Origin of the sequence: Algoriphagus mannitolivorans DSM 15301 (assembly GCF_000429425.1) — a bacterium.
GTDB lineage: Bacteria > Bacteroidota > Bacteroidia > Cytophagales > Cyclobacteriaceae > Algoriphagus > Algoriphagus mannitolivorans.
This window is the reverse complement of record NZ_AUBV01000001.1, coordinates 342,358-367,420: the sequence shown is the minus strand read 5'-3', so window position 1 is coordinate 367,420 and position 25,063 is coordinate 342,358. Positions and strand designations below refer to the sequence as shown.

The following is a 25,063-nucleotide window of genomic DNA, read 5'->3' as shown; positions in this document are numbered from 1 at the left end:
CAGGGTTGATGGTGCAATTTGGGTGTGATAAAACCTCGGACATCGGTCATCAATCATCGGACAATAATTAATCAATAAAATGCAACTTTTGAGCGAACAGGAACTCGAGCGTAGAAAAGACCGGGAAGAGTTGATGGCTTTGGGAATAAATCCTTATCCAGCCGAATCTTTTCCGATCAATGTCACTGCGGAGGATATCCATAAAAATTACGAAAACCAGAAAACGGATTATAAGGATATCTCTATCGCAGGACGCCTGATGAGCCGGAGAATTATGGGATCTGCTTCTTTTGCAGAAATCCAGGATTCAACAGGCCGTCTTCAGATTTATGTTCGTCGTGATGACATCTGTCCGGAAGAGGATAAGACCTTGTACAATACCGTATTCAAGAAGTTATTGGGTATTGGTGACTTCGTGGGGGTGAAAGGATATATTTTTACCACTCAGACCGGTGAGATTTCTCTTCATGTGACAGAACTGAAGATCCTTTCCAAATCTGTGAAGCCTCTTCCAATCGTGAAACGAGATGAAGACGGGAACACCTATGATGGATTTACAGATCCTGAGCAACGGTATCGTCAGCGCTACGTGGACTTGACAGTAAACCCTGAAATCAAGCAGACGTTTGTCACCAGATCCAAAATAATTTCCAACATGCGACGGTATTTTGATGATCACGGCTGGTTGGAAGTGGAGACTCCTATTCTTCAAGCTGTTCATGGTGGTGCGGCTGCGCGTCCGTTTCATACCTATCACAATACTTTGGACATGCCTTTGTATTTAAGGATTGCCAATGAATTGTATTTAAAAAGACTGATCGTGGGTGGTTTTGATGGGGTGTATGAGTTTGGAAAAATGTTCCGAAATGAAGGAATGGACCGAACTCACAATCCGGAATTCACCTCCATGGAAATCTATGTGGCCTACAAAGACTACATCTGGATGATGGAAATGGTGGAAGATCTTTTGGAAAAAGTGACGCTATCCATCCATGGAGATACCAAGGTGAGCGTAGGTGGCAAGGAAATTAACTTTGCTGGCCCTTACCGAAGACTAACTATGTACGATTCCATTAAAGAGTATGCTGGCATTGATGTCAGTGAAATGGATGAGGAAGGTCTTCGGAAGGTATGTGCAGACCTAGGAATTGAAGTCGATGCTTCTATGGGGAAAGGCAAACTGATCGATGAGATTTTCGGAGAAAAGGTAGAGGCCAATCTAGTACAACCCACCTATATCACAGATTACCCAATCGAGATGACTCCTTTGGCTAAGAAACACCGAAGCAAGCCTGGATTGGTGGAGCGATTTGAGCTTTTTGTCAATGGAAAGGAAATCGCCAATGCTTACTCGGAATTAAATGATCCTATCGATCAGCGTGAGCGATTTGAAGATCAGTTGAAATTGGCTGCAAGAGGAGATGACGAGGCTATGGCGATGGATGAGGATTTCCTTCGTGCTTTGGAATACGGAATGCCTCCTACTTCCGGTTTGGGAATCGGGATTGACCGATTGACCATGTTGATGACCGATAACTCTACCATTCAGGAAGTTTTATTCTTCCCACAGATGAGACCGGAAAAGAAGCAGGTGGAAATGACCGAAGAAGAAAAAGTGATTTTCGATTTGGTGTCCAAAAACCATCCGGTGGCACTTGCGGAAATCAAATCTCAGGCAGGCCTAAGCGGAAAAAAATGGGATGTGTCCATGAAAGGTTTGACCCAGAAAGGGGTGCTAGCAGTGAGAAAAGAGGGGGATTTGTTATTAATTGACGTCCTCTAAATAAGATTAAAAGTGAAAGCCGGAATCGTGATTCCGGCTTTTTTTATGATGTTCTAATTTTGAGTTTTTTGCTTTTCTGCATAGCCAAATACTTTTTGAAGCAATGGGCTTGTTCTTGCTCCAACTTGCTCACGGATTTTCAGTTCCTCTTTGGCGATTTCCACAAACAGCCCGTCAATAGCTTTCTGTGTAACATAGGCAGTCAAATCAGTATTTACCGGCTTGACTAACGGGATCTTGTTATACTGTCCCATCACATCTCCCCAATGTTTGGTGGCATTTACTTTTTGGAGACTGGAATCGATCACAGGGGAAAATTTCTTAGTCAGCGCATCGCTGGTAGTTCTGGAGAAATATTGCGTGGCGGCATTTTTTTCTCCCAATAAAATGCCTTGCACATCTTGCAAACTCATTTGCTTGATGGCATCCACAAAGATCGGCTTCGCTTCTTTGGCAGCATCCTCAGCCGCTCTATTGAGACTGGTGATCGCTTGATCGCAAAGGGAGCCTAGGCCGATATTTCTTAAGGTTTTTTCTACTTGCTGAGCTTCTTCAGGGAAAAAGATCTTGACGTCGAGATTTCCCAAGTATCCGTTTTCCAAGGAAAGGCGATCTGCACTTATTCCGGTACCTTTTTCCAAGGCTTCTTTCAGACCTGCTGAAATTTCAGCAGTAGTAGGATTTCCTGCCACTTGGCCGGCTTTTTCAAGAAGCTTACCGATTTGGGCACTTGATTGACAAGCGGATAGCAAAAAGAATGAAAGTAGGAGGGAGGATAATTTGGTGATTTTTAAAGAAACCTTCATAAAGTGATGTTCAGTGATTTTTATACTATACCCCAATAGGTAGGGATAAGTTTACAAGATGACTAAAACCAGGCCATTTATTTAATATTTTTAAGAAAAGAGGACGGTTAGAAGAAATTCAATGCTTCGTTATGAAAAAAATAAAAATTTTGGCTTTTAGTTTTTAAATTGAAAATAAAGTCTTAAAAATATTGAATAAATAGAAATATGAACCTTCGTATAAATTCTGAGTTTGGGACCTTGAAGGCAGTTCTGATGCATAGACCCGGGAAAGAAATTGACCGCTTGACACCATACAATAAAGATTATCTCCTGTTTGAAGATGTGCCGTATTTGGAAGCACTTCAGCAAGAACACGACGCATTTTCAAATTTAATCAAAGACACTACCGGAGCTACTGTGTACCAGTTGAGGGAACTGCTGATCCGCGTTTTGTACGATCAGTCAATATTATTGAGGCTCATGCAGGATTCGCTCAAGCGTTCGGGTCTCTCTCAACTTGCAGAAGAAATATTGCAGCGATTTTCTACTGCTGAATGTGCAACTATCCTAACCGCGGGGCTTAAAATCCATGAGCTAAAGCGGAAGATTCCAAATTTGGAATCCGGTGAGTTGATGGATTCGGCTTTTGCAATCGCGCCTTGTCCCAACCTCTATTTTCAAAGGGATCCAATGGCCCTTACGCCCGGAGGAATAATTTTTTCCTCGATGAAAATGGAAGGACGGCAGCGTGAAGCAAACTTGCTCAGGACGATTTTTGAAAATCACCCGGATTTCAAGGATCATGTGAACACTCTTTACCCTGTCAATGGGCATGATAATCCGCCCAGTATAGAAGGTGGAGATGTGATTATTCTTTCCCATGAGGCAGTGGCTATTGGCAACTCCGAAAGAACGGATGAAAAGGCAATCTATCATGCAGCCAAAGCCCTTTTGGGAGAGGGGACGGTCAAGCGCGTTTATGAAGTTCACTTGCCCAAAAAGAGGCAGTACATGCATTTGGATACAGTTTTTACCTTGCTGGATGAAAATCTGGTTGGGACCTATCCAGATGCAATGAATGCTGTGCTCCAAACCTCTCTTTACACCTTAAAGGATGTCCAAGGAGATCGGGTAAATATCAAACGGGAGGTTTTGAAGGAGTCTCTGTTGACGATTTTGCGAAGAGAAATACCGCATTTGGAGGTGTTAGCCACGGCAGATGGAAATCCAGACTATTCCATGAGGGAGCAATGGTTTGATGGTGCAAATGTTTTTGCGGTTGGTCCTAGACGGGTTATTTCTTACAACCGAAACATCCATACCAACCGGGCACTCAGAAATATGGGGGTGGAGGTTCTCGAAATCCCCAGTTCAGAACTTAGCAGAGGACTTGGAGGACCAAGGTGTATGACTATGCCACTCAGTCGATCTAGAGTCTAAAATCCCGGATTGGTGATTTCGGATTTCGGATGAGCTTGGATTAAATTAGTTATCTAAATCCTATCCTAGCCATGAAAGAACTTTTAAAATTTAGGTCAAAAGCTTTCGCAATAAGTGTTATAAAAATGACTGAAAATCTTCCCAAAAGGACAAGCACTTATCCCATCTGTAACCAAATTATTCGATCTGCAACATCAGTAGGGGCAAATTATCGGTCAGCTCTTCGAGCTAGATCAAAGGCAGAATTTATAGCCAAACTTGGAATTGTGGAGGAGGAGGCCGATGAAACTCTATATTGGCTTGAAATCATTAAAGAGTCGGGTTTAGCCTCAAATGAATTAATTGATCCTATTTGGGAGGAATGCAATCAGTTACTATCAATTTTTATTGCAACCATAAAAACTGCAAAATCAACAAAGGCTTAATGAATCAATCCCAAATCCCCAATCTGAAATCCCCAATCAACTAACGGTCAAAGAAGGATCTTCTTCGGGAGACTTTCAGATCTTGGAGAATGCTTGATTTCACTCGGATATCAATGTTATAGGAAGTAAATCTTCCAAAAGGAATCCAATTGACATTCATTTGCCAGCAATGCAAATCCCTCGCAATTCCAATCATGGTTTGTGCAAATTCCTGTGATTGGAAATCATAACTCGTGTTGAAGTTGATTTTCCATTTTTCACTCAAGGAGACATCACCGCTGAGGTTAACTCCTTGAGTGATATTGGTGGAATTATTGACTTGCTTGAAATAGGATAGATTATATCCCAAAGACAAGTTCCATGGAATATCCCAATCTATATACTGACTAGGATCAGATACGATCCTGTTGATTTCCTGCTGAGCAAATTCATTCATTACCCCGCCTCTCTGTAAAAAATCCTGTGTCAATTCATCCCGAACTTCACCGGGATTTTGTCCGCCTCGGGGATTGAGGGATGCGCTTAGATTAAGGGTGGCGTTTCTTAACGTCCCTATCCCTTGACCGTTTTTCCAAGCGTATTGGTTGACTCTTTGGAATGTCGGGGAAGATTGGTTTTCGCTTGAAGTCTGATTTACCGCATATGGATCCAGCGTAGAACTTACGTTCACGGATAGCTTTCTATTGAATAAGCTAGTTCTTGCGGAGATGGAAATATTAGAGAGATTGAAAGAATCTGCCGCAATATTGTAGGCTCCATTCAGGTTGAGGGATTCCAGGATCGGGATTTTCTTGGTGCTTGCCTCGGTGGAATCTGTTTCGGTTTTGATTTTTCCTTCCAAAACATTTCTGAGTCCGAAGCTTAAGGATCTGGATTCGCCTAGTGGAGCCCCTCCGAAAATAAAGCCATTGTGCCGTGAGTAGAGTTGGGTTCTTCCGGTTTCATCCACCTGCACTTCCTGGTAATACCCAAAGGAAGGAGCGGAGAAATCCGGTGTATAATTAAAAGAAAAAGTCGGAGCCATGTGATGGCGGATGGTTTGTAATTTCCCTTTTCCTTTAAAATTGTAAAAACCATAAAAGTTGGTGTTCATGGAAAAGGAACTATTGAAAAAGCCCACTCGGTTAAATCCATCTTGAATGATCTGATCCACCCGTTCTGTCGCGGGATTATAATAGTAGCTGAGCCTCTGCATGTACCAAAGCTCGGTGTAATTCACAGCCGCAGTTCCTGTGAAATATTTGAATAGAGTGAAATTCGAGCTTAGAGGGATGGTATTTCTTGCGCCATTATTGGCATTCTGAAGAAGAAGACCAAAATTCCCCAAGGTAAATGGGATGGTTTCCAAGCTGCCAGTAGATCCTTCAGTTCCAACGCCATTTTGCTCAGTGATTCTATTGGATATGGTATTCTGTAGGTTGAAATTCCAGGCAATATTCAGAGTTTTTAGAGGCTCAAATTCCACGTTTTTGAATGGGCTTTGACGGTTCATGTTCATAGAAACCGTTGGCAAGTCCAGTCTTACTTCTCCTGTCTGCACACTTTGGGAGTGTCTGAAATTTGCAGACATGGAAAAAGGAGTACCCGTGAAAGTCTTGGAGTAGGAGATATTTGAATTCAGATCAGCAGTGATGTTGTTGGTATAGTTATTCTGGCTGATCACATTGTTGAAATAACTCGTAGAACCAGCATTCACAGAGGCTGAGAACCTGCTTGAGCCTCTTGTCACTGGGGAGTGATTCCATTGGACACGAAAAGTGTTGTAGTTGACTGGATTAAGCTCTGTTTCGGGGCTGACAAATTTTTGAAAATCGACATTGAAGCCCCCGCTGAAGCGATACCTTTTGGTATAAATAGCCTGGGATTTCAGCCCCCAACCTCCCTTGGAATAGATATCTCCTGTGACTCTTGCATGGATATAATCATTGAAGGCAAAGTAGTAGCCGAAGTCTCGTAGATAAAGTCCACGCACCTGCTCCTTACCATAGCTTGGGAAAACTATTCCTGAAGCTTTTTCTTCCGGGGTATCCGGTATAATCCCAAAAGGAAGACCAAGAGGAGTCGGGATTCCGTTGAAATAAAGATTAAATGGTCCAGAGACTATTTGTTTTCCCTGAATGGATTTGAGTTTGTTGGAGGAAATATGCCAATGAGGCTTGGTTAACTTACAGGTGGTGTAGAACCCATGATCGAGGTAGATGCTTCCATCCTCTGTTTTTTTGATCGTAGTTCCTCGCAGAATTCCGTCTTGTTGCTCAGTAACCACATCTTTGATGATGGCTTTTTGAGTTTTGAAATTATAACGCATTTCTTTTCGGATCTCATAGGTAGTTCCCTGATCCTTGAAGAATGGATTTCCGCTCACATTTCCCAAGCTATCCGTCACTCCAGAAGCATAGAGTTCTGAGTTTTTCCAATCAATGACGATCCGGTCTGCTTCAAGCTTCATTTGCCCATACTCAAACCATGCGTTTTTGTAGAGGTAAACTTTATTTTCCACGAAATCTGTAACAATACTGTCCTCTGCGAAATAGAGAATCTCTGTTTGGATTGTACTCCTGGGCATAATTTTTGCCGAATCAGCTTTGATCAAAGTGTCTTGCCGGATCAGGAGAGAATCCGAAAACATGGGGTTTCGTGCAGGAGGTACCAAAGTGTCTGGAGCCACGAGTACTTTCTCCCGGGGAGGTCTAGAAGGACGCTGAGCCTTCGAGGTATGGGAAAACAGCCCCAAAAATGAAATCACTAAAAAAAGGATTCTAAAACCCGACACTGTGGCTTGCTCTTTGTTTAATTTGGTTGAAATTTTGCGTAAAGTTAATTCGATTGCCCTCATGGAACGGTTCAATAACAAAAAAATTCTCTTAAGTTTTCTTATAGCAATTCCCTTTTTGTTTGGCGGATTTATTCCTGATGAAACGATGATGCCTGCTTTTAGGATGAAAAAAATTGTTTTAGATGCAGGTCATGGTGGAAAAGATCCGGGAAATATCGGTTCTAGGTCCAGAGAAAAGGACATCAACCTAGCCGTTACCTTGCTGGTAGGCAAGTACATCAAGGAAAACATGCCTGATGTTGAAGTGATTTACACTCGTAATGACGACAGTTTTCCTGAGTTGAAAAAGCGACCTCAAATTGCTAATAATAATAAAGCAGATTTATTTGTCTCCATTCATTCAAATTCTGCAACCAATAGAGCAGCGTTTGGAACTGAGACATTTGTCATGGGTACCAAGCATTTCGAAGCGAATTTTGACATTGTGAAGAAAGAAAACTCCGTAATTCTTTTGGAAGACAATTACGAAGAAGAATATGAAGGTTTTGACCCTACCTCTCCTGAGTCTTACATGCTTTTTAACCTTACCCAAAAAGCTTACATCGGAAACAGCATCACTTTAGCCGAACACATCGAAACTCAATTTAGGGATCGGGTAGGGAGAAAAAGTCGCGGGGTGAAACATGGTCCTTTTTATGTCCTATGGACTCCTTCCATGCCCAGTGTTTTGGTGGAGCTGGGATTTCTCTCCAACTCTGCTGAAGAGCAGTTTCTAATGTCTAAACAAGGCCAAGAGTACATGGCTTCAGCCATTTATAGATCTATTAGGGATTACAAAGAGCAAATCGAAGGGAAATAACCACTAAAATTAATTCTCTCTAAAATGCCCTGTTCTGAAAAGATCAGGGCATTTTTTTATAGCTTTTGAGGCAAACTTTATACTTTCAGGCTGAGTTTCTTTTGAAGAATATAAACCCAAACCCAAAAACTAACCATGAATGCTACGCCAACTAATTTTCAGGATTTGCTTCAAGTCCTGAATCAAAAAATTACAGAAGTCCGCTTGGGAGGCGGCCCTAAAAGGATTGCCAAAGAGCATGAAAAGGGAAAGCTAACAGCTAGAGAAAGAATTGATTACCTGATAGACAAAGGCTCAGAATTTTTGGAAATAGGCGCCTTTGCTGCAGATGAAATGTATGAAGAGGAGGGAGGATGTCCTTCCGCAGGGGTGGTGGCAGGGATAGGATATGTGAGCGGAAGAATGTGTGTGATCGTAGCCAACGACGCCACAGTCAAGGCTGGAGCATGGTTTCCTATGACTGCTAAAAAGAATCTCAGAGCCCAGGAAGTCGCTATGGAAAACCATCTGCCGATTATTTATTTGGTAGATAGTGCCGGTGTTTTTCTTCCCATGCAAAATGAGATTTTTCCGGATAAAGAACACTTTGGCCGTCAGTTTCGCAATAATGCAAAAATGTCGGCATTGGGTATCGTACAAGTAGCTGCCATCATGGGGAGCTGCGTAGCAGGTGGCGCCTATCTCCCAATTATGTCTGATGAGGCGTTGATTGTGGATAAAACAGGCTCAATTTTCTTAGCTGGCTCCTATTTGGTTAAAGCTGCGATCGGAGAAAGTGTGGATAACGAAACCTTAGGCGGTGCCACTACCCATTGTGAAATCTCCGGAGTGACAGACAACAAATACGAAAATGATCAGGAATGCTTGGATGCTATCCGTAAAATCTTTTCCACGTTGGGAGCAAAACCAAAAGCAGGTTTTGATCGGATTGAAGCCAAAAATCCTTCCATCACACCTGATCAGCTCTTGGAAACCTTCCCGGTAGATCGGGTGAAGCCTTATGATATGTTGGATATTTTGGCGGGAATTGTTGATGGAGGAGAAATTGAGGAATACAAAAAGGACTATGGCAAAACCTTGATCTGCGGGACCGCCAGAATCGATGGCTGGGCTGTCGGAATCGTAGCCAACCAGCGAAAAATAGTCAAGACCTCCAAAGGTGAAATGCAAATGGGAGGGGTGATTTATTCAGATTCTGCGGATAAAGCCGCCCGCTTTATCATGAATTGCAACCAAAGAAACATTCCCCTTTTGTTTATTCAGGATGTGAGTGGATTTATGGTTGGTTCTAAAGCAGAGCATGGTGGCATTATCAAAGACGGAGCGAAAATGGTCAATGCCATGGCCAATTCAGTGGTTCCAAAATTCACCATTATCGTAGGGAATTCTTACGGAGCCGGCAATTATGCCATGTGCGGAAAAGCCTATGATCCAAGGTTAATTTTCTCCTGGCCTTCAGCTCAAATGGCGGTGATGTCTGGTGCATCGGCTGCCAAAACATTGCTTCAAATCAAAGTTTCATCTCTCAAAAAAGCCGGGAAGGTAATTTCCGAAGAGGAGGAAAATCAGCTTTTGGAGGAAATCATTTCCAAATACAACAAAGAACTCAGTCCGTATTATGCGGCGGCCAGACTTTGGGTAGATGGAGTAATTGATCCTCGGGAAACAAGAAAAGTCATTTCTATGGGGATTGAGGCAGCAAATCATTCGCCAATTACTGAAAGATTCAACGTAGGGGTGATTCAGACCTGATCTTTTCGTAACTTATAGTATCGTAATTTTCTCGCATGAAAGAACTGACACCTGCTGAGTTGAATGCTTTGGTATCTCTTCTGGATGATCCGGATTTGGAGGTGAAAAATCACGTCAGAGACCGGATTATTTCCTTGGGTGCCGAGGTAATACCTTTTTTAGAGCAAAAGTGGGAGACAAGTTTCAATCCTGAAGTCCAAAAGGAAATTGAAGATTTGGTTCATGATCTTCAATTTTCCCTTCTGAAAAAAAGACTGAAAGAATGGAAAGAAACAGAAGACAGAGATCTGCTTACAGGACTTTGGATCTTAAATACCTACCAATATCCTGATCTGGAGTATGAAAAGCTCAATGCGGAAATGCATCAAATCTACTTTGAGGTTTGGACTTCCTTCAAAAATGATCTCCAGCCTTATGATCAGGTGAGAATCATCAATAATGTTCTGTTTAACACCTTGAGGTTTTCTGCAAATACGAAGAATTTCCATTCTCCGGGAAACAGCATGCTTTCCACAGTTTTGGATACGAAAAAGGGCAACCCCATTACCCTCTGTGCAATCTATTTATTGGTGGCCAAAAAGCTTGGTTTGCCGATCTATGGAGTCAACTTGCCAAATCTTTTTATTCTGACTTATAAATCCCAGGACATCACTTTTTACATCAATGCCTTCAACAAAGGTTTGGTCTTTAGCCGACAGGATATTTATAATTACCTGGATCATCTCAAAATTCCACCCAAAGAGGAGTTTTTTGAGCCCTGTGCACATTTGGACATTATCATGAGATCATTGCGAAATCTTGCACATTCCTTCGAAAAATTGGGGGAGGCCAATAAGGTGATGGAAATTCAGGAGTTGATCACCATCCTGGAATCTCAATAAGATCTGATATTACATCCCACAGCTCTCACTTGAGCGGCCATAGGTTCTTCCCGCTTTAGAATTTGATTAAGAGCCCTTTCCAAATGTCGTTCTGTCACTGCGGTTTCCGCTTGAGGATTGTTGTCTATTGCACCACGGTACTTGATCATCAAGCCTTCATTTCCGGGTACCAAGACCAAAACTTCAGGGATTTTGGTGACTTGAAAAAGCTTGGTCCAAGCTTGTCCGGCATCGATCAGATAGGACATGTTTAAGCCACTGTCGTCAATGTAATTTCGAAGGGGGATTTGTTCCGATTCGGAATTACCGATCTCAGGATTGATCAAGGCAAAACCTATTCCTTGAGATTGGAAAGTTTCTTTGATCTTTTTGATCCTTCCTTCATACATTTTCGCAAAAGGGCAATTGAGAGAATGAAAAATCAAAACCATCCCTCTTCCAGAGATCATTTTGCCAAGCACCAATGATTTTCCTGTCACAGCATCTACCGCAGTCAAGTCATCATAAGACTGAGAAAAAGATATAGATTGGGCGCCGACAATTAGGGCAAGAAGAAGGATGAATTTTTTCATGATGCTAATTTTTGGGTTACCAAATGGTGTAGGTTAGAATCACTTCTCCAAGCTTCTTTACCTGTACCGTATAGTGATGGTCCGCAAAGTCCGTACCCCGAATTTTCCCTTTAATTACCGAAGAATCAGATGAAAAGGGTTCTAGGAGGATGTTTTCCCGGAAAGAAACCCCTCTTTTTCCCTGACATTTGAAAATGGATTCCTTGGCAGACCAAGCCATCGTGAAGTGTTCTGGGTCTTTGTCCAGAAAGTCCAATTCCGTAGAATCCAAAAACCTTTTTCCAATTCTGAGGATTTTCTCCCGGATCAAATCCATGTCAATCCCGACGGCCTGTTCCAGATGGTAAATCGCACTGGCATATCCTGGGGTATGACTGAGAGATACATAGCCCCTTCCGTTCATGGATTGGGATTTACCATGTTCATCTTTGAAAAATCCCGGATAGGGTTCTTGGAGTAAATTCAAGGCATCGTGAATGGCCAGTCTTGCAGTGGCCCATTCTTTTTTCTTCTCGGGGTGAGAAATATTTGCATAGGAGAGTTTCTCACGGAAACTCAAGAAATCCATCGCCTCTACTTCCTGAACTTCGATTATCTTTATGGCAATCGCAGAGGAAGAATCTATTTTTTCTATTTTTGTTTGCATAGGCCTACTTAGGACCAAGGACATTCCGACCAATATATGGTAAAAATTCAAGTAAATAAATTACACACATTGACAGGGCATAATGACTGCATTTATGCTTTGGCAGAGGGGAGTGATCCCCGATTTTTTTATACCGGGGCAGGGGATGGCATGGTTGTCGAGTGGGATTTGGATCATCCCAAAGACGGAAAATTGATCGCAAAACTGCCCAATTCCGTCTATGCCTTGGAAGTGGACCGTGAACGAAACCTGCTGGTCATCGGACATAATTTCGAAGGAATCCATGTCATAGATCTTAATGAAAACAAGGAGCTTTGGAGCCTTCAGCTGACCAATCAGGCCATATTTGACATCAAGATTTTCGGGAAGGAAATCTTTGTAGGGACTGGGGATGGGATTTTAGTGGTAGTGGATGTAGAAGAGCGGGCAGTAAAAAAGCATATCAAGTTGAGCTCCAAAAGCATTCGGGTGATGAGCATTGCTTCCGGGAAAAAGCACCTCGCGATTGGCTTGAGCGATCATACCATAAAAATCCTAGATCTCTCCAATGGATTTGAACCCATTACAAATCTGAACGGGCATAGCAATTCGGTTTTTGCCCTTGCCTATTCCCCGGATGAATCGCTGCTCTGCAGTGGAGGGAGGGACGCCCACCTTAAATTTTGGAAGACTTCAAATTATAGCCTGGAAGAGAACATTGTGGCACATATGTTTGCCATTAATTATTTATCTTTCAAAGAGGACGGAAGATTCTTGGTGACCTGCTCAATGGATAAATCAATTAAAGTTTGGGATGTGGAAAACCGTAAGCTTCTCAAAGTCATTGACAAAGCCAGGAATGCCGGGCACGGAACCTCTATCAATAAAATTCTTTGGAGCACTTACTCTGGTCAAGTGGTCTCCATTTCTGACGACCGAACCATTTCAATTTGGCAAATAGAAGCTGAAAACTTATGAAAATATCACCTACTGCAATACGACAAAAAGCATTTGAAACAGCCTTTCGAGGATATGAAAAAAAAGAGGTTTCGGCCTTTTTGGAAGAAATGAGTGTCGCCATGGAGCAAATCAACCAGGAAAACCTGGAACTCCGAAGCAAATTGCAGCAGGTAGAGGGGGAAGCCAAGCGCCTTAAGGACGTGGAAGATTCTCTGTTTAGAACCCTCAAAACCGCTGAGGATACAGGAGCGACCATTATAACCGAAGCCACAGAAGCTGCCGATCAGATAATCTCCGAAGCTAATCAAATCGCAGAGGAAATGACCAAAAATGCCCAGCAATATGCGGAGCAGGTAAAAAAGCAAGCCGATGAAAATGCCAGGGTAATTACTTCCGCCGCAGAGGTTAAGGCCAAAGAAACCATCAAGGAAATTCGTGAAAGTATGCAGAGCCTGGTCAGAAGCTATGACGGACTTCTGGAGCAGAGAGAAGCTTTAGTCAAAAGCTTGAAGCGACTTTCTCAGGATGCATTGAATCAAATTGAACTTTCCGACGCGCATTTTTTCCGAATTGACGCTAAAGCTTATCAAAGAGCTATGGAGGAACTCAGTCGTTCCAGTCATTTCACCGTGGCCAATGTGGCTACTTTGGCTGCCTCTGTTCCACCGGCAATTCCACACAAGGAAGACGAACCCGAGGAGCAATTTGAGGAGGACATGACCAATGCCCATTTGGATGAAACCACTCAGGAGAGTGTCGATGCGCTAGAACATGAGTTGGAAGAATTGGGAGAAATCCCAGAACAGGAAGAGGAAGTAATTGAAGAAGAACCCTTTGTAGCGGAGGAAGAAGTAGAAGAGGAACCGGAACAAGAAGAGGAGATTCAAGAGGAAATTATGGCTCAAGATGAGTCGGAGCCACAAATAGAAGAGCCCAAACAGGAGGATCCCAAAAAGTCCTCAGGATCATTTTTTGACCAATTTGACTGATGGGAAAAGTAGCCCTTGAGGGAATTGAATTCCATGCTTACCATGGCGCCTACCCGGAAGAATCTGTCCTGGGCAATCGTTTCACCTTGGATTTGGAATTGGAGACAGATTTTAGGGAGGCCATGCTTCATGACAATCTCAAAGGCACAGTGGATTATGCCAAGCTATATCAGCTGATTAAGGCCAGAATGGATGTCAAAGTCAAGTTGCTGGAACATTTGGGGCATCGGATCATCAGCGACATATTGGAAGTATATCCGAACGTGAAAACCATAAAGCTTACCCTAAAAAAGCATCATCCAGCTTTGGGTGGGATTGTTCAATATTCTGCCGTGACGGTGGGTTATCCAGAGGATTTTGCCTGAATTCCATGTACAGTCGAGCCGAAACTTCCAAGATCCGATCTGAATTCTGGATCGCGTTTGGACAATATATGAAGCCCGTCCCTAATGCAAAGGGCAGAAAAATCAACTGGCCAAATTACAAAACCGGAATCAAGGATATTTACTTCCGAATGAGAGCCGAACGTGGTTTTGCTTCTGTTGGAATTGAATTGGGACACCATGATCCAGAAATGCAGGAATTGTTTTTTGATCAGTTTAAAGAGCTGAAAAACCTACTAAAAGCCAGCTTGGGTGAAGAGTGGGACTGGAGGCTGCATCAAAAAAATGAAATGGGTCAGCCTGTATCCAAAATCGAAAAAGTGCTACCAGGAGTGAATGTGATGGAAAAAGAGGATTGGCCAAAAATCATCGCCTTTCTCAAGCCAAGAATCATCGCTTTGGATGAGTTCTGGGATAATGTAAAGCCGGGTTTTGAGGAGTGAAAGGCTTATTTGCTAGCCAGAGATCAGAATTCATTTTTTCTGAAATTAAGGTGAAGCCGGATTATTTTCCCAAAGTGAAATGACCTCAACTAAAGCGATGTTCTGGTAAACCGAAATTCCTCGATTTTGCGTTCACCATTCTGAATCAAGGATAGAAAAATACTGAGTTGGTCACCGGATCTTTTAAATGTCAATCCGCTGAAATAGGCCTCCTGGGAGCCCATTTCGATTAGTTTGAATGTGGTCCATTTATCTTTTTCTTCCCATCCAGTCAAATCGGGATTAAAGTGCTTTAGCTTTAGAGAGACGCTTTCTCCATCCTGAATCATATTCATAAACTCCGAAAATACCAGCTCTCCATCCTGCCACATACGAAAAGTTCCTATCATATGCCCATCTACAGCAGGCATCCAGACTTCTTCGCATTCACCTCCTAATCCAGGCCCGGTCCAATAACCGACCATCCAACTGAGGTCAGAAACATTTCCTTTTCCGGGTACCTGATCCTCTTCAAGAACCTTGACTTGGGACAAAGAAATATGACTGATTGTCAGGAAAAAGATGAGTGCGGGAATAATCTTCATGGCTGAGGCTTTTGCTTGAAGTTATTGAAAAAATCACAAATCATGTCGCTTCGGAATGTCAGGATTGACGAAAGTGAAGCCTCTCGCTTCATCACTTTCAAAGAAATCCACCTGCATACCCATCAAAAACATATAATGTTTTTTTTCAATCAAAACCGGGATTCCGGCAATCTCAAATTGCTGATCTTCAGGCTTGGCCTTATCAAATCCTAAAGCATAAGACATTCCTCCACAACCACCGCCTTTCACTCCAACTCTTAAAAAATAATCCTCAGGAATATTCTTGGTAGCCATGATGTGCTTGATTTCTGCTTGTGCTTTTGGGGTGATTTGGATGGGGATCAGCATGCGGGAAAAATCAATTTTTTTTGTCTTTGGTTCAGAATCTGCCGTAAAATTATCGATTCGGCCGGTTTTTTGACTAATCAGAATTGCTGATATTCGAATACTAAATCTCATCCATGGAATACTTTCTAGATCTTCTCAAACTGATTCTACCCGCTGCGGCAGTTTTGTATGGCATGTACCTCGTGGTCATGTCCTTTCTCTCCAAAGAGCGTGAAAAAATGCTAGTGGATCTAAAAACCCAGAATTCTCAAACCATCATGCCTATTCGACTTCAGGCAGCCGAAAGGCTTTGTCTTTTGTTGGAAAGAATAACTCCCAATAATCTGGTAAGAAGATCCAATCCCAATCAATTTTCTGCCTCAGAGCTTCACCCTATGCTGTTGAATGAAGTAAGGGAGGAGTTTAACCACAACCTGAGCCAGCAAGTGTATTTCTCGGATGAAACTTGGGAGTCTGTGCGTCGGGCTGTGGAGGAGGTGGTGACGATTATCAATCTCGGAAGACAGTCTTTGGAAAACGAAGAGGCAACTGGGATGGATTTTGCCAAGGCAATTTTTGCAATTTCATTGGATCGAAAAAATGATGCGATTTCCTATGCCTTGAAGCAGGTGAAATCCGAAGTGCAGCTTTATTTCTAGTAGTATGGCAGTTTTACCCGAAAAACCGAAAAATATCCTTGACCGCGCTAAAGCTCTTTTTGGAAAGCAGGTGGAGGCTATTATTCGGCAAGAACAGAAACTGGTAGAGCTCGTGCAGAAGACCCTAACCAAATTATCCAAAGTAAAGGGCAATCCAAAAGTCCAGAAATTTCTCCAGCCAATCCAGATATTTATCCGAATGCTCAAGGCTCATTTTCGAGGGGAGCATAAAATGGCCTATAGTACTTTGGGCTTGATAGTACTGGCTTTGGTTTATTTCATTTCTCCATTGGATATCATCCCTGATTTTTTGGGATTTCTCGGATTTGCAGATGACTTGTCTGTGATCATGGCAGTGTATGCAAAAGTCAGAGACGAGGTTGAGAGTTTTTTGGAATGGGAGCGAACCCAAGATATCTAAGTGCTGTTGTCCTTCTAAAAAATCGAAGGAATGGAGTATTTAAGTCACCCTGTCACCCCAACAATTTTTAAGAAAGGATTTTCGTATCCGGAGTTTGTGAAATTTACTGAGCAATTGGTGGCCGAAAATCGGACTACCGGCGCAAACCAAAGTGAGGCTTATCTGGATTACACCCGAATGTGTCTTCAGCGCATGAATCGCTGGGATAAGACGGCCAAAGTTTCGCCGGAAATGCAGGCCTTGATCGAGTCAATTCAGGAACCGCAATTTTGGTTGGTTATTACAGAAGCTTGGTGCGGGGACGGTTCACAGTCAATTCCTTATTTGGCAAAACTCGCTGAACTGAATCCTAAAATTGAATTGAGAATCATCATGAGGGATGAATACCCGGAGGTAATGGATGCCTACCTGACAAATGGCGCTAGATCGATTCCCAAACTGGTTGCTTTTTCAGAGAATTTGAAGTGTGAATTGTTCACTTGGGGTCCAAAACCTCAATTTTTGATGGATCTATACAAGGAATACCGCCATGATTCTAAAGGGAAGACATATCAAGAGTTTTTAGAAGAAGTATATCTTTGGTATGCCAGAAATAAAAATAAGGACTTGGAATCTGAATTATACCCATTAATTCAGGCAAGTCTTATTTCATGATTTAGCCATGAAAATTAGATATCGGGATAGTAAATCACCAAAATTAATCCCATCTGGCCTTAAAAATTAGATTAATACCAGATGAAAATAGCACTTATTACAGGTACCTCCGGATTGGTCGGCATGCAGCTTTTGCACCAACTTTTAAAAGAGGCTCATTATGATTTTATACTCAGCTTGGGCAGGAGAAAACTTGCCTTAAAGCACCAAAAACTTATTCAGATTGAAGGCGATATGTTTCGTCTGAAGGATTGGGATTGGGAAGAAAAAGTCAAAGAACAAGCCCTGGGAGGTGAATATGCTGGATTTTTGCAGGAGATCAAGGAGAAGAAGGCTATTATTCACGCCTATTCGAGCCTTGGCACCACAATCAAAGTGGCAGGATCCAAGGAGCGATTTTACGCAGTTGACCATGATTTGGTAATTGGATTTGGGGAATGGGCAAAAAGCCTGGGTGCCAGCAAATTTCTCTATGTTTCTGCCATGGGAGCGAACCCACACTCTTCCATTTTTTACAATAAGGTGAAAGGTGAAACTGAAGATGACCTCAAGTCCTTAAAGTTTGATTACCTCGGATTATTTCGGCCCGCTTTACTTTTGGGAAACCGGCATGAATTCCGCTTGGGTGAGCAAATTGCTTCTATTGTGATGAAGCCACTTGTCTGGTTGAAATTATTTAAAAATTATAGACCAATCTATGCACATCAAGTGGCTGAGGCCATGGTGCTAACTGCCCAAAGCGCATCCAACCAAGCTCTTGAAATCATTACTTCAGGACAAATGCAAGATTTAAGCAAATGATAGCAGTCATTCAGCGAGTTTCAGAATCTTCAGTGAAAATAGAAGGTATGGTAAAATCATCAATCGGAATTGGTTTGATGGTCCTTTTGGGAATTGAAGATGCCGACACTCAAGAGGATATTGATTGGCTAAGTAAAAAAATAGTGAATCTCAGGATCTTCCCCGATGAAAATGGAGTGATGAACCGGAGTGTTTTGGAGGTGGATGGAGAAATTCTTTTGATTTCACAGTTTACGCTTCATGCGAGTACCAAAAAAGGGAATCGTCCTTCTTACATCAAAGCTTCAAAACCTGATTTTGCGATCCCTATGTACGAGAAGATGATTTTGGCATTGGAAACTGAGCTAGGAAAAAAAATCGGAACCGGGGAGTTTGGTGCTGATATGAAAGTCAGTCTAATCAATGATGGCCCTGTTACCATCGTGATCGATTCAAAAAACCGGGTTTAGAGAACAGAGCAGGATAGCCCTTGAGCTTGAAAAATTTATTTTTAAAAAAGCTCTTGTCTCATGCCTGTACTCTTGTTTTTCCATCTTGTTGGACTTTTGTGGAATATTTGGAATAAAGAATATCCAGCCATTGAAGATTTCACAACACCCGATTACCAAACACCCAATTTGGTCTTTATCCTTGCGGACCAATGGAGAGCTCAGGAAATGGGCTATATGGGGAACACCCAAATTCAAACCCCGAATCTGGACCAATTAGCCTCCCAGAGTTTAATATTTGAAAATTCCATTGCCACTCTTCCTGTTTGCGCTCCGTGGCGGGCCAGCTTTTTGACAGGGCAATATCCTTTGACTCACGGTATTTTTTACAATGACAAGCCCTTGCCCAATGAAGCCCTAACCTTAGGGGAGATTTACCAGGCCGCGGGATATAAAACGGGTTATATCGGCAAGTGGCACTTGAACGGACATCAAAGAGGCGAAGATCCTTTCAGTGGCAGAGATAAACCTGTACCTGCAGATCGAAGGCAGGGGTTTGAGTATTGGAAAGTCCGGGAAGTGACTCATAATTACAACAACAGCTTTTATTTTGATGAAAATGATCAAAAGCAAACTTGGTCGGGATATGATGTTTTTCCTCAGACTGATAGCGCGATCAGCTTTATTTCAAAAAATAAATCCAAGGCTTTTGCTCTGATTCTGTCCTATGGGCCTCCCCATGATCCTTATTTTTCAGCTCCAAAAGAATTTCAAGAACTTTACGATGCCTCCAAACTGGAATTAAGGACCAATGTGCCCGAGGAATTTCAAGACAGTGCCAGGAGGGTTTTAGCCGGATATTATGCACACGCTACGGCCATTGATCATGCAGTGGGAAAGTTGGTTCGAAGCCTCGATAGTTTAGGGATTTCGGATCAAACTATCTTGGTTTTTACCTCCGAACATGGAGACATGCTGATGTCCAAAGGTGTATTGAAAAAGCAAAGACCCTGGGATGAGTCCATAAAAGTCCCGCTATTAATCCGTTACCCGGAAAAGTTGGGTAAATCTTCCAGAAGGCTTTTGAACCCTATCGGAACCCCTGATTTATTGCCTACGATTTTGGGATTGAGTGGAATCAAAAAACCAAAGACTATCGAAGGGCAAGATTTTTCCATGGAAATCATCGCAGGAACTGAATTGAACTCTGACGCGAGTCTGATTATGCTGCCTGTTCCCTTTCATGAATGGCAGTTTTCTAATGGAGGCAGAGAATATCGAGGAATTCGAACAGCCCGATATACTTATGTGAAAGATCTGCGAGGTCCATGGCTGCTCTATGATAATTTCTCGGATCCTTATCAGCTCAAAAATTTGGTAAATGATCCCCAATTCTCAGCATTGCAGAAAGAATTGGAAGGGGTTTTACAAAGAAAACTCAAGGAGCGAAAAGATGAATTCTTACCGGCAGATTCCTATATGAAGAAGTGGAATTATTTGTACGACCGGACGGATAGCATCCGCCCGGCCGATTATTTGTCTCGAAATAGACTTCCTTAGCTTAAAAATGCTTCCAGCCTTGAGCTTTGATCTGGACAGCGGTACCGCTTTTGGTCACTAGATATTTTCCTTCCTCTGCCTTGGTGATATGACCGATGAAGTGGATGTCCGGATGTTTTTCCAGTTTGGCAAAATCCTTTTGATCAATGGTGAAAAGCAATTCATAATCTTCTCCTCCATTTAGGACGCAGGTGATAGGGTCCAAATTTAGCTCCACTGCCGTGTCAAAGGTCTGTTTGTCAATCGGCAGTTTGTCTTCATAGATCGTGGCTCCGACTCCAGAGGCTTTGCAGATATGGAAGATTTCAGAAGCGAGACCATCCGAAATATCCATCATGGAAGTCGGTACTACTTCCAAATCTTTCAATTCATGGATGATGTCCATTCGGGCATCTGGTTTTAATTGCCGGGCGGTCACGAGAGTATATTTTTCCAGATCAGGTTTCATGTCAGGGTTTGCCAAGTAAACCTGCTTTTCCCTTTCCAGAATCTGTAATCCCACAAGCGCTCCGCCCAAATCTCCGGTGACGCAAAGTATATCATTCACTTTGGCACCAGAACGATAGCTGATTTCCTCTTTTTTGGCTTCCCCAATGGCGGTGATAGAGATGACAAGCCCGCTTCTGGAGGCCGTGGTATCTCCTCCAACTAGGTCCACCCCATAGTGCTCACATGCGGCATGAATGCCAGAATACAGGGCATCTACCGCTTCCACTGAAAACCGGTTGGATAATGCTATGCTGACGGTAATTTGCTTAGGGATGGCATTCATCGCAGCAATGTCTGAGACATTCACTGCAACGGCTTTAAATCCAACATGAGGCAGAGGTGCATAAGCCAAGTCAAAATGCACTCCTTCTAAAAGTAAATCCGTGGAAACTACTTTAACTTTATCTCCTGATTCGATGATAGCCGCATCGTCACCAATGCCTTTCAGAGAGGAGGAGTTTTTGATTTTCACCTTTTGATTCAGGTGATCAATTAGGCCAAACTCGCCCAATTCACTTATTTCTGTTCGTTTATCTGACATTATGATTTACGATTTTTGATTTACATTACCTTCTTTCTCCTGTAGACCTGCTTGCAGCAAGCAAGTTTGCACAGAAAAGGACACAGATTTTCGCAGATCAAGTTTTTATTGTTTGATTTTCAGACATTTGTTTGATAGCTGCTTTCTGACTTACTGCATACTAGAAACTGCTCCCAGCCCACTTTTCAAACTTCTAACTTCAGCCTTCTGACTCTCTGCCAACTGCGACTATCAACTGATCACTGCTTCTCCTGACACAATTCCACCAAGACTCCATTTGTACTTCGGGGATGCAAAAATACCACTAATTTATTGTCTGCCCCTTCTTTGGGAGTTTCATTCAGGATTTCGAAGCCTTCTCCTTTAAGTCTGGCCACTTCTGCATGGATATCTTCCACATCAAAAGCGATATGATGGATTCCTTCTGATTTTTTTTCCAAATACTTGGCGATCGGACTGTCCGGACGGGTAGCTTGAAGCAATTCAACCTTAGTTTCTCCTACTTGAAAAAAGCTGGTTTCCACACCTTCTCCTTCCACGATTTCGGTCTTGAAGTGCTTTTTACCCAGGAGTTTTTGAAACAGATCATTGGATTTTCTCAGGTCTGCTACAGCTATTCCGATATGTTCAATTTTCCTCATGCGGTTATTTTGTATCTTTGTGTCTGAATCTTTTTATGCGGAACCATGTTTTCCCCACAATTGAAAGAACTATCAAAAGTAAAGTAAAAATATATGATCATCGTTTCAGACAAGGCTAAAGACCGAATTCTTGAATTGAAAAGAGAAGAGGGCCGAACAGAAAATGAAAATATTCGAGTTTCTGTAAAAGGAGGCGGCTGTTCCGGATTGATGTATGATTTGGGTTTTGATGATCAAATTATCGATACGGACCATGTTTTTGAAGACAAAGGTGTCAAGATCATCGTCGATCGCAAAAGTTTACTATACCTTGCCGGAACTACCCTAGAGTTTTCAGATGGACTGAACGGTAAAGGATTCCAGTTTGTCAATCCCAACGCCAGCAGGACCTGCGGATGTGGGGAAAGTTTCTCAGTGTAAAAAAATCATTTTCCGAACTCAACAAAAAGCAACTCTTCGTGGTTGCTTTTTTCATTTCCTAGCCCCGGAAAAAACTGGAAAGTACCCGCCCATTTTACCCTTCAATTCTTACCTTTGCCCACGATAAAAAAGACCCAAATATGGAAGAACAAGTCAAAAAAATAGCCCTAAACGACCTTCACGTAGCTCTTGGAGGAAAAATGGTCCCTTTTGCGGGCTTTAACATGCCTGTACGTTACAGCTCGGACAATGAGGAACACCTTTGCGTGAGAAACGGTGTTGGGGTGTTTGATGTGTCCCATATGGGGGAATTTTTGGTGGAAGGTCCAGAGGCCTTAAACTTGATTCAAAAGGTAACCTCAAATGATGCATCCAAATTGGTAGTGGGTCAGGCTCAGTACTCTTGCTTTCCAAATGAAACCGGAGGAATTGTGGATGACTTGATCGTTTACAAGTTTTCGGATGAGAAATACATGTTGGTGGTCAATGCTTCCAATATCGATAAAGACTGGGCTTGGGTAAACCGGCATAATACCATGGGAGCCCAACTTACCAATGTTTCTGACCAATATTCACTTTTTGCGGTTCAGGGACCAAAAGCCATTGAAGCAGTTCAATCTTTGACACCTGTGAATCTTTCCGAGGTCAAATTCTATCACTTCACTGTTGGGGAATTTGCAGGAGTCCAAGACGTCATCATCTCAGGTACAGGCTACACGGGTGCGGGTGGATTTGAGATCTATGTGAAAAATGAAGATGCTGAAAAGGTCTGGAAGGCAATTTTCGAAGCCGGAAAAGACTTTGACATCAAACCAATCGGGCTAGGTGCAAGAGATACCTTGAGATTGGAAATGGGCTATTGTCTTTATGGAAATGATATCACTGACACGACTTCCCCTATAGAAGCGGGTCTGGGTTGGATTACCAAGTTTACCAAAGACTTCATCAATTCTGAGTCCCTAAAAGCCCAAAAAGAAGCTGGAGTAGAAAGAAAATTGGTGGGTTTTGTGATGCAGGAACGAGGAATTCCTAGAGGGCACTATCCAATTGTAGATGCATCGGGAGAGGTGATCGGTGAAGTGACTTCCGGGACGCAGTCTCCAAGTATGGGTGTGGGAATCGGTTTGGGTTATGTCAAAACTGAATTCAGCAAACCTGGAACGGAGATTTTTATCCAAGTAAGAAATAAAAACCTGAAAGCTCAGGTCGAAAAACTCCCTCTTTTTAAAGCTTAATGCAGCAAATCGAAATCTGTTTTAGTCCGGATCTTATCCAGCACCATGAGTTAGATGACAAAATCGTAGTAGTAGTCGATATTTTTCGGGCTACTTCTACGATGGTTGCTGCCTTGGCCAATGGAGTCCAAAGAATTCTTCCTTTTGCAGATCTAGAATCTTGCCGCAAGATGCAGGATCAAGGCTATAAAATAGCCGGAGAGAGGAATGGGCATACCGCTCCTGGTTTTGAACTGGGAAATTCCCCCGTCGCTTTTTTGGACAATGCCTTTGAGGGTATTCAACTGGCTATGACGACCACGAATGGCACACAAGCCATTGACAAATCCAAAGGAGCAGCAGAAATCCTAATCGGTGCTTTTCCCAATCTTCAAGCTACTGTTTCTTACATTCAAGCCCAGAAAAAGGATGTATTGATTCATTGCGCGGGATGGAAGGGACGCTTTAATTTGGAAGATTCCCTATTCGCTGGTGCTCTGGTCAAATCCCTGGAATCCACTCATGCTGCTGAAGAGGATGGGGCCTTGGCCATGAAGTCACTCTTTGAGAAAGAAGGTCATCAGCTGAAGAAATACCTTTCTCAGGCCTCTCATGCCAAACGACTCCAGAATCATGGAATTGAAGCAGACATTGATTTTTGCTTAACTCTTGATCTGTATGATCTGGTGGTCAAAGTGGATAATGTGGGATTTTTGGTTGGCGCCTAGGAATTTGATTTTTTGTACCGAATAATTTTATAGTTTTAAGAGTTGATCTTAAAGCTATGATTCTAATTCTTTGGGGAGTTTTAAACCTTTTTTTAATGTTGGCTTTCTTTTTCTTCCTAATGGCTTTACTCTTTCGGGGCAGGAAATTTTTGGAAGGATATAATCGAAGTTTCGTCGTGCTGGTTTTGGTAGTAGGCTTTGGAGGATTTTTCATGAGATCCAAGCCTAAAAAGGAAGATATCAAACTAGTCTATGGAAAAATGGAAACGATCAAAATTAAATACAATTGGACAAACTCACTTTTTTTGAATTTGGTCAGAGATCCTGAGACTGGGGAAATTCTTCAGGAAGAAAGTAGTTCAATCATGAGCGGATTGGTGGCTGGAATTGATTGGCACCATGTTAGGATTTCTGAATTCGGAGATCAAAAGATTCTCGAAGGGTTCATCACTTGGAGATTATTAGGCTGGAGAATCCTTGATTCATTTCATTATCTGGAGGTACCTAATTTAAATCCTTCCATAGAGTGACCTTTGTCATGATTATTTCGGGTTTTTTGGGATAGTATTGTTCAAAGATCAAAACCCGATAAATATGATTAAGAAGCATCCCCTAACAGAAGAATTTCCAGAATTCGAAGGAAAAATCCTCGAAATGAAAGTGGATAATGAGCATTTTAAAAACCTTTTTGAAGCCTATGACGCACTAGACCATGAAATTTATCGAATCGAGTCTGATTCAGAGCCTGCTTCTGATGAGACAGCTAACCAGCTTCGAATTAAGAGGCTTCATCTGAAGGATGAGATTTATAAGTTTCTGAAAGAGAATTAACACTAAATCCGGATTTTGATAAGCCCAAATAAGCGTTTGACTTTTGTTGGGAAATCAAAATCCGGTTTTTTTGACCTCATTTTGGAGTT

The 25,063-nt window shown here is 42.3% G+C and carries 29 protein-coding genes; 21 read left to right on the top strand and 8 right to left on the bottom strand.

The annotated features are described in order from the left end of the window. Positions 1 to 79 precede the first annotated feature (79 nt). Positions 80 to 1,783, top strand: coding sequence for a lysine--tRNA ligase (gene lysS, locus G458_RS0101645; RefSeq protein WP_026950361.1), 1,704 nt, complete (start codon positions 80 to 82; stop codon positions 1,781 to 1,783). Between the two features lie 53 nt (positions 1,784 to 1,836). On the opposite strand, the gene G458_RS0101640 is transcribed toward lysS, so the two are convergent. Beyond that, on the bottom strand, positions 1,837 to 2,589 hold the full coding sequence (locus tag G458_RS0101640) for a DUF4197 domain-containing protein (RefSeq protein ID WP_051286947.1): 753 nt from the start codon (positions 2,587 to 2,589) through the stop codon (positions 1,837 to 1,839). A gap of 207 nt (positions 2,590 to 2,796) precedes the next feature. On the opposite strand from G458_RS0101640, the gene G458_RS0101635 reads away from it, so the two are divergent. Then, on the top strand, positions 2,797 to 4,011 hold the full coding sequence (locus G458_RS0101635) for an arginine deiminase (RefSeq protein WP_026950359.1): 1,215 nt from the start codon (positions 2,797 to 2,799) through the stop codon (positions 4,009 to 4,011). 71 nt (positions 4,012 to 4,082) lie between these two features. Continuing rightward, the gene (locus G458_RS0101630; protein ID WP_026950358.1) at positions 4,083 to 4,436 is read left to right on the top strand and encodes a four helix bundle protein; all 354 of its coding nucleotides are present in this window, start codon (positions 4,083 to 4,085) and stop codon (positions 4,434 to 4,436) included. A gap of 40 nt (positions 4,437 to 4,476) precedes the next feature. Here the strand turns inward: G458_RS0101630 and G458_RS0101625 are convergent, their stop codons facing one another. Next, positions 4,477 to 7,272 carry a putative LPS assembly protein LptD gene (locus G458_RS0101625; protein ID WP_084438797.1) on the bottom strand — a complete coding sequence of 932 codons (2,796 nt, stop codon included), beginning with the start codon at positions 7,270 to 7,272 and terminating at the stop codon, positions 4,477 to 4,479. On the opposite strand from G458_RS0101625, the gene G458_RS0101620 reads away from it, so the two are divergent. The 3 genes from G458_RS0101620 to G458_RS0101610 all read left to right on the top strand — a co-directional run bounded on the left by G458_RS0101620 (position 7,271) and on the right by G458_RS0101610 (position 10,704). After that, on the top strand, positions 7,271 to 8,071 hold the full coding sequence (locus tag G458_RS0101620) for an N-acetylmuramoyl-L-alanine amidase family protein (protein WP_026950356.1): 801 nt from the start codon (positions 7,271 to 7,273) through the stop codon (positions 8,069 to 8,071). The genes G458_RS0101625 and G458_RS0101620 overlap by 2 nt on opposite strands. A gap of 135 nt (positions 8,072 to 8,206) precedes the next feature. Continuing rightward, the gene (locus tag G458_RS0101615; protein ID WP_026950355.1) at positions 8,207 to 9,823 is read left to right on the top strand and encodes an acyl-CoA carboxylase subunit beta; all 1,617 of its coding nucleotides are present in this window, start codon (positions 8,207 to 8,209) and stop codon (positions 9,821 to 9,823) included. A 35-nt stretch (positions 9,824 to 9,858) separates the two neighbouring features. After that, positions 9,859 to 10,704: a transglutaminase-like domain-containing protein gene (locus G458_RS0101610; RefSeq protein ID WP_026950354.1), complete on the top strand. Its 846-nt coding sequence runs from the start codon at positions 9,859 to 9,861 to the stop codon at positions 10,702 to 10,704. Here the strand turns inward: G458_RS0101610 and G458_RS0101605 are convergent. Further along, positions 10,698 to 11,276, bottom strand: coding sequence for a thioredoxin domain-containing protein (locus G458_RS0101605; RefSeq protein ID WP_026950353.1), 579 nt, complete (start codon positions 11,274 to 11,276; stop codon positions 10,698 to 10,700). The two genes, G458_RS0101610 and G458_RS0101605, sit on opposite strands and share 7 nt — an antisense overlap. 16 nt (positions 11,277 to 11,292) lie before the next feature. Then, on the bottom strand, positions 11,293 to 11,922 hold the full coding sequence (locus tag G458_RS0101600) for a 4'-phosphopantetheinyl transferase family protein (protein WP_026950352.1): 630 nt from the start codon (positions 11,920 to 11,922) through the stop codon (positions 11,293 to 11,295). Between the two features lie 36 nt (positions 11,923 to 11,958). On the opposite strand from G458_RS0101600, the gene G458_RS0101595 reads away from it, so the two are divergent. The 4 genes from G458_RS0101595 to G458_RS0101580 are packed head-to-tail and all read left to right on the top strand — an operon-like array spanning position 11,959 to position 14,676. Further along, complete coding sequence (locus G458_RS0101595) at positions 11,959 to 12,879, top strand: WD40 repeat domain-containing protein (RefSeq protein ID WP_026950351.1); 921 nt, start codon at positions 11,959 to 11,961, stop codon at positions 12,877 to 12,879. After that, the gene (locus G458_RS21275; protein ID WP_051286945.1) at positions 12,876 to 13,850 is read left to right on the top strand and encodes a DivIVA domain-containing protein; all 975 of its coding nucleotides are present in this window, start codon (positions 12,876 to 12,878) and stop codon (positions 13,848 to 13,850) included. Before G458_RS0101595 ends, G458_RS21275 begins: the two co-directional genes overlap by 4 nt. Beyond that, entirely contained in the window at positions 13,850 to 14,215 is a 366-nt protein-coding gene (gene folB, locus G458_RS0101585; protein ID WP_026950350.1) for a dihydroneopterin aldolase, read from the top strand. The genes G458_RS21275 and folB overlap by 1 nt, the downstream gene beginning before the upstream one ends. Before the next feature lie 5 nt (positions 14,216 to 14,220). Further along, positions 14,221 to 14,676: a DUF4268 domain-containing protein gene (locus G458_RS0101580; protein ID WP_026950349.1), complete on the top strand. Its 456-nt coding sequence runs from the start codon at positions 14,221 to 14,223 to the stop codon at positions 14,674 to 14,676. Positions 14,677 to 14,765: 89 nt separating this feature from the next. Here the strand turns inward: G458_RS0101580 and G458_RS0101575 are convergent, their stop codons facing one another. After that, complete coding sequence (locus G458_RS0101575) at positions 14,766 to 15,260, bottom strand: DUF6265 family protein (protein ID WP_026950348.1); 495 nt, start codon at positions 15,258 to 15,260, stop codon at positions 14,766 to 14,768. Positions 15,261 to 15,293: 33 nt separating this feature from the next. Beyond that, positions 15,294 to 15,608 carry a HesB/IscA family protein gene (locus tag G458_RS0101570; protein WP_026950347.1) on the bottom strand — a complete coding sequence of 105 codons (315 nt, stop codon included), beginning with the start codon at positions 15,606 to 15,608 and terminating at the stop codon, positions 15,294 to 15,296. 113 nt (positions 15,609 to 15,721) lie between these two features. Between G458_RS0101570 and G458_RS0101565 the strand changes: the two genes are divergently transcribed. The 6 genes from G458_RS0101565 to G458_RS0101540 all read left to right on the top strand — a co-directional run bounded on the left by G458_RS0101565 (position 15,722) and on the right by G458_RS0101540 (position 20,110). Further along, positions 15,722 to 16,246: a DUF7935 family protein gene (locus tag G458_RS0101565; protein ID WP_026950346.1), complete on the top strand. Its 525-nt coding sequence runs from the start codon at positions 15,722 to 15,724 to the stop codon at positions 16,244 to 16,246. 4 nt (positions 16,247 to 16,250) lie between these two features. Further along, positions 16,251 to 16,667, top strand: coding sequence for a YkvA family protein (locus G458_RS0101560; protein ID WP_026950345.1), 417 nt, complete (start codon positions 16,251 to 16,253; stop codon positions 16,665 to 16,667). Between the two features lie 30 nt (positions 16,668 to 16,697). Continuing rightward, positions 16,698 to 17,321, top strand: a complete 624-nt coding sequence (locus tag G458_RS0101555) for a thioredoxin family protein (RefSeq protein ID WP_026950344.1) — start codon at positions 16,698 to 16,700, stop codon at positions 17,319 to 17,321. An 81-nt stretch (positions 17,322 to 17,402) separates the two neighbouring features. Next, complete coding sequence (locus G458_RS0101550) at positions 17,403 to 18,122, top strand: NAD-dependent epimerase/dehydratase family protein (RefSeq protein ID WP_026950343.1); 720 nt, start codon at positions 17,403 to 17,405, stop codon at positions 18,120 to 18,122. After that, complete coding sequence (dtd, locus tag G458_RS0101545; protein WP_026950342.1) at positions 18,119 to 18,571, top strand: D-aminoacyl-tRNA deacylase; 453 nt, start codon at positions 18,119 to 18,121, stop codon at positions 18,569 to 18,571. The genes G458_RS0101550 and dtd overlap by 4 nt, the downstream gene beginning before the upstream one ends. 60 nt (positions 18,572 to 18,631) lie before the next feature. After that, positions 18,632 to 20,110, top strand: coding sequence for a sulfatase family protein (locus tag G458_RS0101540; RefSeq protein ID WP_026950341.1), 1,479 nt, complete (start codon positions 18,632 to 18,634; stop codon positions 20,108 to 20,110). Between the two features lies 1 nt (position 20,111). On the opposite strand, the gene thiL is transcribed toward G458_RS0101540, so the two are convergent. Next, positions 20,112 to 21,140, bottom strand: a complete 1,029-nt coding sequence (thiL, locus tag G458_RS0101535) for a thiamine-phosphate kinase (RefSeq protein WP_026950340.1) — start codon at positions 21,138 to 21,140, stop codon at positions 20,112 to 20,114. A 239-nt stretch (positions 21,141 to 21,379) separates the two neighbouring features. Then, positions 21,380 to 21,781 carry a methylmalonyl-CoA epimerase gene (mce, locus tag G458_RS0101530; RefSeq protein WP_026950339.1) on the bottom strand — a complete coding sequence of 134 codons (402 nt, stop codon included), beginning with the start codon at positions 21,779 to 21,781 and terminating at the stop codon, positions 21,380 to 21,382. A gap of 93 nt (positions 21,782 to 21,874) precedes the next feature. Here mce and G458_RS0101525 point away from each other — a divergent pair, with 93 nt between their 5' ends. The 5 genes from G458_RS0101525 (at position 21,875) to G458_RS0101505 (ending at position 24,974) form a co-directional block, all read left to right on the top strand. Next, complete coding sequence (locus G458_RS0101525; protein ID WP_026950338.1) at positions 21,875 to 22,201, top strand: HesB/IscA family protein; 327 nt, start codon at positions 21,875 to 21,877, stop codon at positions 22,199 to 22,201. A gap of 140 nt (positions 22,202 to 22,341) precedes the next feature. Beyond that, complete coding sequence (gcvT, locus tag G458_RS0101520; protein ID WP_026950337.1) at positions 22,342 to 23,436, top strand: glycine cleavage system aminomethyltransferase GcvT; 1,095 nt, start codon at positions 22,342 to 22,344, stop codon at positions 23,434 to 23,436. Further along, positions 23,436 to 24,143 (top strand): 2-phosphosulfolactate phosphatase, encoded by a 708-nt coding sequence (locus tag G458_RS0101515; RefSeq protein WP_026950336.1) that lies wholly within the window; start codon positions 23,436 to 23,438, stop codon positions 24,141 to 24,143. The genes gcvT and G458_RS0101515 overlap by 1 nt, the downstream gene beginning before the upstream one ends. Before the next feature lie 95 nt (positions 24,144 to 24,238). Further along, positions 24,239 to 24,673, top strand: a complete 435-nt coding sequence (locus tag G458_RS0101510; RefSeq protein ID WP_157359653.1) for a hypothetical protein — start codon at positions 24,239 to 24,241, stop codon at positions 24,671 to 24,673. 64 nt (positions 24,674 to 24,737) lie between these two features. Beyond that, positions 24,738 to 24,974: a YdcH family protein gene (locus G458_RS0101505; protein WP_035467542.1), complete on the top strand. Its 237-nt coding sequence runs from the start codon at positions 24,738 to 24,740 to the stop codon at positions 24,972 to 24,974. The last annotated feature ends 89 nt before the right edge of the window (positions 24,975 to 25,063 follow it).